The organism is Isoptericola sp. NPDC057653, from assembly GCF_042799955.1.
Classification (GTDB): domain Bacteria; phylum Actinomycetota; class Actinomycetes; order Actinomycetales; family Cellulomonadaceae; genus Isoptericola.
Genome location: NZ_JBHVHP010000002.1, coordinates 408427 through 420493, shown reverse-complemented (window position 1 = coordinate 420493; position 12067 = coordinate 408427). Strand labels below are relative to the sequence as shown.

Here is a 12067-nt window from a genome sequence, read left to right as displayed (position 1 = left end):
GCCGGAGGGGCGTGCACGGTGGTTGACCGCGCGCGCCCGGCATCCTCATCGGGCAGCATCCCTCAGACGTGACGGCGCGGCGAGGGAATTCGTGACGGGGCCGGCCCGGTCTCCGGAGGCGACGGGCCGCGTGCGGCCGGCCAGCGCGGTCGCCGCGAGCGCGAGCGTCGCGGCGAGCGCCAGGCAGACGGCGTAGGCGCCCGCGCCGACGCGGTCGTGCAGGGCCCACAGCAGTGCCCCGGTGCCGGTGAGGGCGAGGGCGGACGCGGCCGCGTCGGCCACCTGGAGCACCGACATCGACACGCCCTGCGCCGACGGGGGCGCGAGCTCGAGGACGAGCAGGTTGAGGGTGGGGAACATCAGGCCCATCCCGAGCCCGCTCAGCACCCAGGGCGCCGCGGCGGCGACGAGCGGCACCCCCGGGGCGACCAGCATCGCGACGCCCGCCGTCCCGAGCGCGAGGGACGCGCCGCCGACCCGGAGGAACCCCGCGTGCGACAGCCCGCCCAGCCCGCGCCCGCGCGCCCACGACCCGGCGGACCACCCGAGCACGTGCAGCGTGAGGACGGCGCCGGCGAACGCCGGTGCGAGCCCGCGCTCGCGGACGAGCGCCAGCGGCAGCAGCACCTGCGCGCCCACGAACGCGGCGGCCACGAGCGCCCGCACCAGCACGACCGTGCCCAGGCCGCGGCCGGCCCGCAGTACCTGCCCCACCACGTCCCGCCACGACGCCGCGTCCCGACCGACGTCGGCGGCCGGGGCGGCCCGGCGCGCGGCGGCGAGCGCGGGCCGCAGCGCGAGCAGGGCGGGCACGGCCAGCAGGGGCACGGCGAGGAACACCCACCGCCACCCGAGGTACTGCGTCATCGCGCCGGCGAGGAGCGGGCCCACCACGCCCGGCACCACCCAGGCCGCGGCGAACCACGCGAAGACCTTCGGGCGCCGCTCCTCGGGGAACACGCGCGCCACCAGGACGAACAGCGCGACCCCCTCGAGACCGCTGCCCGCACCCTGCAGGGCGCGGCCGGCCAGGAGCACCGGCATGCTCGGCGCCAGCCCCGCGACGAGCAGGCCGGCGAGGAACAGCGAGATCCCCGTCCACAAGGGCGGCGTCGGCCCCCGGCGGTCGGTCCAGCGGCCGGCGACGATCATGCCCGCCACGCTCGCGGCCGAGCCCGCCGCGAACGCGAGGGTGTACAGCCGCAGCCCGTCGAGCTCGGCGGCCACGGTGGGCATCGCGGTGGCCACGGCGAGCGCCTCGAACGCGCCGAGCGCCACGTACGCCACCATCCCGGCGAGGACGGTGCGCTGCGCGCGGGGGCCGAGCAGCGCGGCGCTCACCCGAGGACGACCTTGCCCACCGTGCGGCGCTCCTCCAGCTCGCGGTGCGCCCGCGCGGCCTCCGCGAACGCGACGCGGTGGGTGAGCACGCGCCACTCGCCGGTCGCCGCCCGCTCGAGCGCGGCGCGCTGGTAGGTCCGCAGGTCGCCGAACGCCGGGGCCCCCGGCCCGACGACGGGGCGCACCTCGACGCGGTCCCCGGCCGGGGTGACGGCGCTCGCGGCCACCGGGTTGGGCTGCCCCGTGGCCCAGCCGAACACGACGAGCCGCCCGCCCGCCGACAGGAGGGCGGAGGCGTCGCGGGCGGTGTCGCCGCCGACGCCGTCGAGCACGACGGTCGCGGCGGGAGCGCCGAGCCGGTCGAGCGCGGCGCGTGCGTGGTCGGGCCAGGCGGGGTCGAGGACGTCGAGGACGGCGACCTGCCGGCCGGCGTCGGGCACGAGGCCGCGGACGGCGCGGACCTTGCGGGGGCCGCCGGCCAGGGCGACGACGCGGGCGCCCGCCGCCACGGCGGACTGGACGAACAGCGAGCCGAGCCCGCCGGCCGCACCCGTGACGACCACGACGTCCTCGGCGCCGATCTCGGCGACCTCGAGGGTCATGAGCGCCATCCGGCCGGTGCCGATCATGGCGATGGCCTCGGCGAGGCCGAGCCGGTCGGGCAGGCGGTGCAGGGTCGCCTCCGGGGCGACGGCGAGGCGTGCGTAGCCGCCGCCGTCGGGGGTGGCGCCGAGGTGGGCGGCCACGTGGGCCCCGAGCCAGGAGCCGTCGACGCCCGGGCCGACGCCGACGACGGTGCCCGCCACCTCCCGTCCGGGGATCGCGGGTAGCTGCGGCAGAGGGAGCGGCCCGGAGGCCTCGCCGCGGCGCAGGGTGGTGTCCAGGAGGTGCACGCCGTGGGCCTGCGCGGCGACGAGGACCTGGCCGGGCCCGGGGGCGGGGTCGGGGACCTGCTCGAGGACGAGGGTCTCGGGCGGGCCGTAGGCGTGGTGGCGGATGGCGTCCATGCGCCCATGCTCGGACCCGAACTATGGTTGAGGTCAACAGTGCAGAGGCAGGGGAGAGGGCCGGGGGTGCGAGCGTGCCGGAGCAGGTCGCCGAGAAGGTCCCGTGGGACCACGTGGAGCTGACCGTCGGGGAGGTGTCCGCCCGCAGTGGGGTGGCGGTGTCCGCGCTGCACTTCTACGAGCGGCGGGGCCTCATCGCGAGCCGCCGCACGGCGGGCAACCAGCGTCGCTACCGCCGCGACGTGCTGCGCCGCGTGGCCTTCATCCGGGTGTCGCAGCGCGTCGGCATCCCCCTCGCGCGCATCGGTGCGGCGCTCGACACGCTGCCCGCGGACCGCGCCCCGAACGTGCGCGACTGGGAGCGGCTGTCCAAGGCGTGGCGCAGCGACCTCGACGCCCGCATCGAGCAGCTGGAGCACCTGCGCGACGACCTCACCGACTGCATCGGGTGCGGGTGCCTGTCCCTCAGCCGCTGCGTGCTGGCCAACCCGCACGACGCGCTCGGCGACGACGGGCCGGGCCCCCGCCGGCTGCTGGTGGACGGCGTCGCCGACGACCCGTCCCTCGTCGACGACGCGGCCGCCGCCCCCGGGCGAGCCTGACCGGGACGACGGCCGCGGACGGGCCGGCGGGAGCCGCGGCTACGCCGAGGCGACCCGGGCCGCCTCCGCCAGCTCGGCCACGTTCTCCGCCGAGCGCAGGGGCGCCGTCGGCGTGAGCTCCGCCTCCGCCTCGGCCGGCGACGCGGCGCGCAGCCGGCGCACGTACCGCTCGTACCAGAGCAGCGCCGCGCCGAGGAACACGACCACCCCACCGACGTTGTACGCCAGCGTGAGCCACAGGGCCTGCCCCTCCGGGAACGTCGACGCCACGAACGCGACGGCGAACACCGCCAGCAGGAACACGGACATCGCCAGGCCCACGCCCCGCGAGCCGAACCGGAACTCGCGCACGGCCCCCTCGAACCGGGCACGCAGCACCAGGTAGGCGATGAGGATCAGGGCAGGCGGGAGCAGCGCGGTGGCCGCCGTCATGTTCGTCACGATGCGCAGCAGGTCGTCGATCGAGCTGCCGGCGCCCAGGGTCGGGATCAGCAGCAGCGGCACCACGATCGCGAACTGGATCCACGCGCCTGCCACCGGCACGCCCTGCTCGTTGAGCGCCACCACCCGGCGGCCGAAGATCCCCGACGGGATCTCCGAGAAGAAGATCTTCACCGGCGCCGACGTCCAGATCAGCAGGCCGCCCAGGGTCGCGACCAGCATGATCAACCCGACCACCCGCACCACCGCGTCGCCCGGCAGGCCGAAGTACCCCGCCGCCGCCTGCATCGTCACGAAGATGCCGTTGCTGTAGGACACGCTGTCCTTCTCGACGAACACGCCCATCAGCCACGTGCCCAGCGAGTACAGCAGGCCGATCGCGATCCCGGACACGACGATCGTGCGCACGAACGCCCGCACCCCGCCCTTGAGGTCGTTGAGGTACACGCCGATCGACTCCGCGCCGCCCACCCCCTGGATGATCCATGCCAGCGTGCCGAGGAACGCCCACGCGGTGATCCCGGAGCCCGGGTCCAGGCGCATCGCACCGGGGGACAGGTCGTTGGCCGGGGTGATGCCCCCGAGCAGGGCGCCGACGCCGGCCACGACGAACAGCAGCGCCATGACCAGCATGAGCGTCGAGCCGAACGACGTGACGCTGCCGATCCAGCGCGCGCCCTTCGTCGAGACCCACGTGGCCACGAGGAAGATGACCACCGACAGCACCGCGATGAGCCACGGCTGGATCGCCCACTCGGAGCCCAGGATCATGTAGCCCGCGTACACGAGCACGATCGGCAGCAGCGAGATGAAGTAGAAGAGGTTCACGAACCAGTAGCAGAACGCCGTGAAGAACGCCCACCGCCCGCCCAGGGACGACTTGACCCACTGGTAGACGCCCGACTCCGAGCGGCGGTTGAGGCTGACCATCTCGGCGATCACGAGCGTGAACGGCACGAAGTACAGGATCGTGGCGACCAGGAAGATCGGGGCGGCGAGCGTCCCGATCGACACGTAGTTGTTGACCACGTTGCGGAAGTTGAAGACCGCCGCGATGACCATGCTGAACAGGATCACCGCGCCGATCGACCGGCGATTCGTCATTGAACGTTCCCTTGCTGTGGGGCGGGTGGTGGTCGGCTACTTGTTGTGGAAGGTCGCACCCTCGACCGTCACGTGGGCGACGACCGCGGTGACGTCGGGGGAGGGCAGCACGCGGACCGCCTCCCCGGGCCCGACGACGAGGACGGCGCCGCGCGGCACCGTCCGGCGCTCGCCCGGGCCGCGGAGGAGCTCGCGGTCGCTGAGGTCGCTGTAGGGTGCGGCGACCTCGAGCCCCGCCACGGGGGCGACCTCGACGGAGGCGTCCCCGTCCACGGGGGAGAGCGCGACGAGATAGCGGCGCCGCGCGACGAGGCCGTCCGTGGCGAGCGCGGGGGTCCGCTCCCGCATCGAGGTGAGCGAGTCGCCCACCGAGTACATGACGCCCGCCAGGCCGCGGTCGGCCCGCAGCGCCTGCAGCGTGCGGTCCCACTTGGGCACGCCGCCGAGGACCTCCTGGAGGTGGGCGTGGTCGCGGAAGACCCTCACGATCCGATCCCTTCGTCGTGGTGGGGCGCCGCCGCGGCCACGGGGCGCAGGTCGAGCTCGAACCGGAACGGCTCCAGGCGCACCCGGTAGGTGTCCAGCACCTCGCTGCCCCACGAGTTCGACCCGAGGCCGAGGACGCGGTGGTCCACGTTCACGGTCACCCGGTCCTCCGGCACGAGGTCCGTGCGGTGGCGGGCGGCGTCGATCGCCGCCGCGGAGTACGGCCAGGCCGAGAACGCGAAACGCTCGTCGCCCGCCGCGCGGACGGCGAGGCCGTCGCCGTGCGCGTCCGTGAACGACACCCAGCGCACGTCACCGCGCCCCGCGCAGTCCTGCGGCACGACGTAGGGCGTGAACATGGCGTCCACGTCGTCGTGCCAGCGGCCCACCGTCGCCGCCGACCGGGAGTCCGGGTAGTTCTCGCCCGGGCCGAGCCCGAACCAGTCCACCGAGCGCAGGTCACCGGGCACCGCGAACGACAGGCCGACGCGCGGCACGATGTCGCGGTAGCCGCCGAAGGGCTCGCCCCGCACCGCCAGGTGCGCGCCCTCCGCGCCGAGCGTCCACACCAGGTCGAGCGCGACGCCGAGGTCCAGAGTGGGAGGTGCGACTCGGGCGCCGGCTTCGACGACGACGGCACCGTCCACCTCCCGCCAGGACACGGCCCGGGTCGAGGTCTGCAGCAGCGACAGGAACCGTGGCGTCCAGAGCTCGTCCGCCTCCTGCTGGTGGTTGTCCACCAGCGGCTTCCAGAACCCGACCCGCGGCGGCGCCGCGAGCAGGTCACGCCCGCCGAGCCGCCACGCCACGTCCCCCGTGAGCAGGTCCACCGTGAACCGGCCCGCCGACGGGGTCGTGACGACGAGCGACGTGCCCGCCACCTCGGCGGCGACCCCGCCGCGCGCCGGGGCGACCGCTCGCCGCCGCGGCCGGTCCGCGACCGCGGCCTGGTAGCGCCCGAGCTCGCGCATCGGCGCGGTCCACTCGTGCGCCGAGGTCGACAGCACGCGGGCGGTCAGGTGCGTCTCCCCGTGGGTGGCGACCTCCGGCTCCACGGCCACGCTCCACGACCCGCCAGGGGCTACCGGCCCCGGCACCACCGTGCGCGAGCCGACGACCCGGCCGTCGTGCAGCGTCTCGAGCACGACGACGACGTCGTCGAGGTCGGTGAACCAGCGCCGGTTCGTCACGGTGCACACGCCGTCCGCCCAGGCCACCCGCACCGGGCAGATGACCTGCTTGTACTCGACCAGCCCGGGGCTCGGGTCCTGCCAGGGGAAGACGAGGCCGTCGATGCAGAAGCTGCCGTTGTTCGGGACGTCGCCGTGGTCGCCGCCGTACGCGTGGTACTCGCGGCCGTCGTCCGTCGTCGCCACGAGGCCGTGGTCGCACCACTCCCACACGAAGTGGCCCTGGATGCTGTCCCACGCCTCGAACACCTGCTGGTACTCGGCCAGCCCGCCCGGACCGTTGCCCATCGCGTGCCCGTACTCGCACAGGATGCGGGGCTTGGGGTGCGGGTGCTCGCCCAGGTCGTTCATCTGCGAGACGCGCGAGTACATCGTCGACACGACGTCGACGACCTCGGCGTCCCGGTCCTCCTCGTAGTGCACGGGACGGGACGGGTCGAGCTCCTTGCAGCGGGCGTACATCGCCGGGACGTTGCGCCCGTACCCCGACTCGTTGCCGAGGGACCACATGACGATCGACGCGTGGTTGCGCTGCGCCAGCACGTGCCGCTCGATCCGGTCGACGTACGCGGCCTCCCACGCCGGGTCGTCCGTGAGGCGCGACAGGTCGCCCACGTTCGCGAACCCGTGGGTCTCCAGGTCGGTCTCCGCGAGCACGAGCAGGCCCAGCCGGTCGCACAGCTCGTAGAAGCGCGGGTCGTTCGGGTAGTGCGCGGTCCGCACGGCGTTGATGTTGTGCTGCTTCATCAGGTGCAGGTCGCGCTCGACGCGGGCCATGCCCACGGCACGTCCCCGCCGGTCGTCGTGATCGTGCCGGTTGACGCCGTGCATCATGAACGGCGCCCCGTTGAGCAGCAGCCGCCCGTCCACGGTCGTCACCTCCGCGAGCCCGAGCCGGTGGGGCACGTGCTCCACCGTGCCGTCCGCTCCGCGCACCACGAGCCGCATGTCGTACAGGGACGGTGCCTCCGGGTTCCAGAAGCGCGCACCCTCGACGACGAGCGTCGCGTCCGCCCCCGGCGGCACCACGGTGGACGCCACCAGTCGCGCGCCGTCGCGGATCTCCCACGTCACCTCGGCCGGCCCCACGGCGCTCGCGGTCAGGGTGACCTCGGCGTGCTCGTCGTCGAGCCGACGGGTGCGCACGTGGAAGTCGGCGAGGTGAGCGGCGGGCCGGCTCAGCAGGTAGCAGTCGCGGAAGATCCCGGACGCCCACCACATGTCCTGGTCCTCGAGGTACGTCCCGTCGGAGTACTGCAGCACCTTGACCACGAGGTGGTTCTCGCCGGCGTGGGCCACCTCGGTGACGTCGAACTCCGCGCTGAGCCGTGAGCCCTTCGTCATCCCGACGTAGGCGCCGTCCCAGTAGACCTCCGCGTAGCTCTCGACGCCGTCGAAGCGGAGCACCGTGCGCTCGCCCGCTGGGATCGGGGGCAGCTCGACGGTGCGCTGGTAGACGCCCGTGGGGACGTCGGCCGGCACGCGGGGCGGGTCGACGGGGAAGGGGTACCCCTCGTCGGTGTACTGCAGATGGCCGTACCCGTCGACCTGCCACAGATGCGGTACGCGCACCAGGTCCCAGTCGTCGTCGAGGCGCGCCAGGGCGTCGGCGGGGACACGCCCGGGGTGGTCGAAGAGGCGGAACCGCCAGGCGCCGGTGAGGTCCACGAACCCGCGCGAGCGGCGGCGGTCCATGGTGGCGGCGAGGTCGGCCGTGTCGTAGCCGAAGAAGTAGGCGCGGGCCGGCAGACGGTGGCGGCCGGTGAGCGCGGGGTTCTCCCAGTCGTGCACGGCGGCGCCGGAGGCGCCGGCAGTCCCGGGAGCGAGGGGCTGGTGGGGCATGCGTCGGAATGTAACCGGTTACATTCCGACGGGTCAACACCGCTGGTCAGCCGGCTCCGAGGCCGCGCGGTGCCGGCCCCTCGCGCCCGCCTGGGCGATACTGGGCACCGTCCAGCCCTGCCCCTCCCGCGTTCGTCCTGGTCACGGGTTCGCCCGTGCGGAAAGGCCACCGATGCCCCGACCCCGCCGCGGCGCCCCGCGAGCCGTCACGATCGCCGACGTGGCCCGGGAGGCCGGCGTCTCCGGGGCCACGGTCTCGCGCGCGATCAACGACTCGGACCTCGTGACCGCGGAGACGAAGCGGCTCGTGCAGGAGGCCATCGTGCGGACCGGCTTCGTCGTGAACGCGCGCGGCCGCGCCCTCGCGACGGGCCGTGCCGAGACGGTCGGCGTCCTGGTGACCGAGCCGCTCGACGAGCTCTTCGACGACCCGACGTACGGCCGCGTGCTGCGGGGCATCGCGGAGGGGCTCACGGGCAGCGGGTTCCTCCCGGTGATCGTGCAGGCGTCCAGCGAGTCCGAGCGGGCCCTGGCCCTGCGGAGCTTCTCCCGGCGGTCCGTCGACGCGGTCGTCCACCTCACGCCCTACCGCGGCGGCGACCTGCTCGACGCGCTCGCGACCACCGGCCTCCCCGTGGTGCTGTGCGGTCAGCTCGTCGACTCGCCCTACGAGGGCGTGTTCTCGACGGTGTACTCCGACGACGTGCGGGGCGCGCGCCTGGCGGCCGAGCGGGTGGCCGGCGCCGGGCGGAGCCGGGTGGCGGCCGTCCTCGGCCCCGCCGACAACCCCGCCACCGTCGACCGGCTGCGCGGGTACGAGGAGGTGCTCGGGTCCGTGCTGGACGCGGGGCGCGTCGTGCACACCGGCTGGGACACCGCGTCGGGGCTCACCGCGACGGGACGCCTGCTCGCCGCCCACCCCGACGTGGACGCGATCCTCGCGGGCTCGGACCGGATCGCCCTCGGGACCCTCGCCGCCCTCCACGCGGCCGGGCGGCGGGTGCCCGAGGACGTCGTGGTCGTCGGCTTCGACGACCACGCCATCGCCGCCACCGCGACGCCGCCCCTGACGACGGTGGCGCAGCCGCTGGTGGAGGAGGGCAGGGTGGCCGCGGGCCTGGCGCTGGAGATGATCGGCGGCGCCGCACCGCGCACCGAGGTCCTCGAGATGCATCTGGTGACCCGGGCGTCCGGCTGACCTGGCAGGCGCGCGCACGTCCTGCGGCCCGCGGAGAGGCCGGTCTGCGGTGGTGGTCCCGGCGGTCGCGGACCGGCGACGCCCCGTACCCTCGGGGCCATGACACACGTCCTCGTCCTCAACGGTCCCAACCTCGGTCGGCTCGGGGTGCGCGAGCCGGAGATCTACGGCCACGCGTCCATGGCGGACCTCGAGCGCGAGGCCGCGGTGTGGGGGAGCGAGCTGGGCGTCACCGTGGACGTGCGGCAGACGGACGACGAGTCGGAGCTGGTCGGCTGGCTGCACGAGGCGGTCGACGCCCGGGCGCACGTGGTGCTCAACCCGGCGGCGTTCACGCACTACAGCTACGCCCTGCGCGACGCCGCCGCGCAGGTGACGTCCTCGGGCCTGCTGCTGGTGGAGGTGCACCTGTCGAACCCGGCCTCGCGGGAGTCGTTCCGTCACTACTCGGTGGTCGCGGGCATCGCGACGGGCACGGTCGCGGGCTTCGGGTTCGACTCCTACCGGCTCGCGCTGTCGGCGCTGGTGCACAAGCTCCAGGCCTGAAGTGAGCACGCTCAAGTCTGAGCGCTAGAAATCGAACAAGCACACGGGCTTGATAGCTATCGATACAGGTCCTAGCCTTGAGCCATGATCGTGGTGACGGCGGACCAGCGGGGCAGCACCGGCGCGGGTGACCGGGTGCCCGAGGCGCTGGCCCTGGTGGCGTCCCGGGTCGCCGGTCGGCCCGGCCTGGTCCTGCCCTTCGACCGCACCGTGGGCGACGAGATCCAGGGCCTCCTCGCGGCCGACGACGACGGGGCCGCTCTCGCCGTGGACGTCGTGCTCGACCTCGTGCGCGACGGCGGCTGGTCCGTGGGTGTCGGTCTGGGCGCCGTCGACCGGCCGCTGCCCGCCGCCTCGCGCGCCGCGGCCGGGCCGGCGTTCGTCCGCGCCCGCGAGGCGGTGGAGCGCGCGAAGCGGCGCGGCCGGGGGAGCGTGCCCCTCGCCCTCGTGGGGGACGACGCGGAGCCGCACGCCACGATCGCCCGCGACGCGCAGGCGCTGCTCCACCTCCTGGGCGCCGTCGTCGCGCGCCGCTCCGCCGCCGGGTGGGAGGCGGTGGATACGCTCGTCGCGCAGCGGGGCCCGGCGCCGCAGCGCGCGTCGGCGGCGGCGCTGGGCGTGAGCGAGCAGGCGGTGAGCCAGCGGCTGCGCGCGGCGCTGTGGGCCGAGGACCAGGCGGCCCGTCCGCTGGCGGCGCGCCTGCTGCGAGCGGCCGGGGCGGACCCGGCCGACGACGAGGACGCGAGCGGCGGGCCGGACGAGGGTCTGGCGCAGGACACGGAGGAGGGGCGCGAGCGGTGAGCTTCGCGATGGTGGCCGCGAGCGTCGCGGTCTGGCTGGTGGCGCTCGGGGCGAGCGTGGGCGGCGGCGCCTCGCTGGTGCCGTGGGTGCTGCGGCACGCCGAGCGCGAGCCGCAGGCGGCCGCCGAGGCGGTCGCCGTGCTGCGCGGCGGCACCTGGATCGGGCTGCTCGAGCGGCTGAGCGTCACCGGGGCGCTGCTCGCCGGCTACCCGGAGGGTGTCGCCGTGGTCGTCGCGGTGAAGGGGCTCGGGCGGTTCTCCGAGCTGCGCGAGCACCCGGTCGCGAGCGAGCGGTTCGTGGTCGGTACGCTCGCCTCCCTGGCCTGGTCGGCGGCGCTCGGCATCGCCGGACACGCCGTGCTCGTCTCGCTGTAGAATGCTCGGGGCCCTTTGCGGCCCCGAACGTCGACATCTGCTCCGTACCCCGACCCCGAGGACGATCAAGAACGTGGCTACCTCCAACGACATCAAGAACGGCACCGTGCTCCGCATCGACGGTCAGCTCTGGTCGATCATCGAGTTCCAGCACGTCAAGCCGGGCAAGGGTGGCGCGTTCGTCCGGACGAAGATGAAGAACGTCCTCTCCGGCAAGGTCGTCGACAAGACCTTCAACGCGGGCACCAAGATCGAGACCGCGAACGTGGACCGCCGGGACTTCCAGTACCTGTACATGGACGGCGCCGACTACGTCTTCATGGACACGGACACGTACGACCAGATCACGGTGCAGGCCGCCACCGTCGGCGACGCGAGCAACTACATGCTCGAGGGCATGAACATCATGGTCGCCTCGAACGACGGCACCCCGCTGTACGTCGAGCTGCCGTCGTCCGTGGTCCTGGAGATCACCTACACGGAGCCGGGCCTGCAGGGAGACCGCTCCACCGGCGGCACCAAGCCGGCCACCCTCGAGACGGGCGCGGAGATCCAGGTCCCGCTGTTCCTCGAGCAGGGCACCAAGGTCAAGGTCGACACGCGTGACGGGTCGTACCTCGGCCGCGTGAACGACTGACGGGCGCCTGCTGACATGGGTGCACGCACCAAGGCGCGCAAGCGCGCCGTCGACATCCTCTTCGAGGCCGAGCAGCGCGGGCTGGACCCGCAGGTGCTCGTCGCGGACCGCGTGATCGAGCCGCACACCGAGGCGGCCGTGCCGCAGTACACGGTGGACCTGGTCGAGGGCGTGGTCGCGCACCGCGAGCGCATCGACGAGCTGCTGGCCACCTACTCCCAGGGGTGGTCCGTGGACCGGATGCCCGCGGTCGACCGTGCGCTGCTGCGCATCGGCACGTGGGAGCTGATCTACAACGACGACGTCCCGGACGCCGTCGCGGTGGACGAGGCGGTCGACCTGGCCGGCCAGCTCTCGACCGACGACTCGCCGTCGTTCGTCAACGGCCTCCTGGGCCGGCTCGTCGAGATCAAGCCGACGCTGCTCATCTGACGCGGCTCGGCACGCAGCCGCGCGCCGAACAGGCGGTCGCGCACGTATCCAGGCCCGGATGCGTGC

12 protein-coding genes are annotated in these 12067 nt (G+C 74.3%); 7 read left to right on the top strand and 5 right to left on the bottom strand.

Annotated features, from left to right (window positions below):
* Positions 1–45: 45 nt before the first annotated feature.
* Both ACFU9A_RS13150 and ACFU9A_RS13145 read right to left on the bottom strand, forming a co-directional pair.
* Positions 46–1341, bottom strand: coding sequence for an MFS transporter (locus tag ACFU9A_RS13150; protein ID WP_430575730.1), 1296 nt, complete (start codon positions 1339–1341; stop codon positions 46–48).
* A complete protein-coding gene (locus tag ACFU9A_RS13145) occupies positions 1338–2348 on the bottom strand; it encodes an alcohol dehydrogenase catalytic domain-containing protein (protein WP_430575729.1) in 1011 nt (336 codons plus the stop codon). Before ACFU9A_RS13145 ends, ACFU9A_RS13150 begins: the two co-directional genes overlap by 4 nt.
* 74 nt (positions 2349–2422) lie before the next feature.
* Here ACFU9A_RS13145 and soxR point away from each other — a divergent pair, with 74 nt between their 5' ends.
* On the top strand, positions 2423–2950 hold the full coding sequence (gene soxR, locus ACFU9A_RS13140) for a redox-sensitive transcriptional activator SoxR (RefSeq protein WP_430575728.1): 528 nt from the start codon (positions 2423–2425) through the stop codon (positions 2948–2950).
* Positions 2951–2989: 39 nt separating this feature from the next.
* On the opposite strand, the gene ACFU9A_RS13135 is transcribed toward soxR, so the two are convergent.
* Genes ACFU9A_RS13135 through ACFU9A_RS13125 form a run of 3 tightly spaced genes read right to left on the bottom strand, consistent with a single transcriptional unit; the run spans position 2990 to position 8013 of the window.
* The gene (locus tag ACFU9A_RS13135; RefSeq protein ID WP_430575727.1) at positions 2990–4495 is read right to left on the bottom strand and encodes an amino acid permease; all 1506 of its coding nucleotides are present in this window, start codon (positions 4493–4495) and stop codon (positions 2990–2992) included.
* A 36-nt stretch (positions 4496–4531) separates the two neighbouring features.
* Positions 4532–4981, bottom strand: a complete 450-nt coding sequence (locus tag ACFU9A_RS13130) for a hypothetical protein (protein WP_430575726.1) — start codon at positions 4979–4981, stop codon at positions 4532–4534.
* On the bottom strand, positions 4978–8013 hold the full coding sequence (locus tag ACFU9A_RS13125; RefSeq protein WP_430575725.1) for a glycoside hydrolase family 2 TIM barrel-domain containing protein: 3036 nt from the start codon (positions 8011–8013) through the stop codon (positions 4978–4980). Before ACFU9A_RS13125 ends, ACFU9A_RS13130 begins: the two co-directional genes overlap by 4 nt.
* Before the next feature lie 172 nt (positions 8014–8185).
* Between ACFU9A_RS13125 and ACFU9A_RS13120 the strand changes: the two genes are divergently transcribed.
* The 6 genes from ACFU9A_RS13120 (at position 8186) to nusB (ending at position 12001) form a co-directional block, all read left to right on the top strand.
* Positions 8186–9211, top strand: coding sequence for a LacI family DNA-binding transcriptional regulator (locus ACFU9A_RS13120; RefSeq protein WP_430575724.1), 1026 nt, complete (start codon positions 8186–8188; stop codon positions 9209–9211).
* Between the two features lie 99 nt (positions 9212–9310).
* Positions 9311–9757: a type II 3-dehydroquinate dehydratase gene (locus tag ACFU9A_RS13115; protein WP_430575723.1), complete on the top strand. Its 447-nt coding sequence runs from the start codon at positions 9311–9313 to the stop codon at positions 9755–9757.
* Positions 9758–9841: 84 nt separating this feature from the next.
* On the top strand, positions 9842–10558 hold the full coding sequence (locus tag ACFU9A_RS13110) for a hypothetical protein (protein WP_430575722.1): 717 nt from the start codon (positions 9842–9844) through the stop codon (positions 10556–10558).
* Positions 10555–10932, top strand: a complete 378-nt coding sequence (locus ACFU9A_RS13105; RefSeq protein ID WP_430575721.1) for a hypothetical protein — start codon at positions 10555–10557, stop codon at positions 10930–10932. Before ACFU9A_RS13110 ends, ACFU9A_RS13105 begins: the two co-directional genes overlap by 4 nt.
* Before the next feature lie 73 nt (positions 10933–11005).
* Positions 11006–11569 carry an elongation factor P gene (gene efp, locus ACFU9A_RS13100; protein WP_430575720.1) on the top strand — a complete coding sequence of 188 codons (564 nt, stop codon included), beginning with the start codon at positions 11006–11008 and terminating at the stop codon, positions 11567–11569.
* Between the two features lie 15 nt (positions 11570–11584).
* On the top strand, positions 11585–12001 hold the full coding sequence (gene nusB / locus ACFU9A_RS13095) for a transcription antitermination factor NusB (RefSeq protein ID WP_430575719.1): 417 nt from the start codon (positions 11585–11587) through the stop codon (positions 11999–12001).
* The last annotated feature ends 66 nt before the right edge of the window (positions 12002–12067 follow it).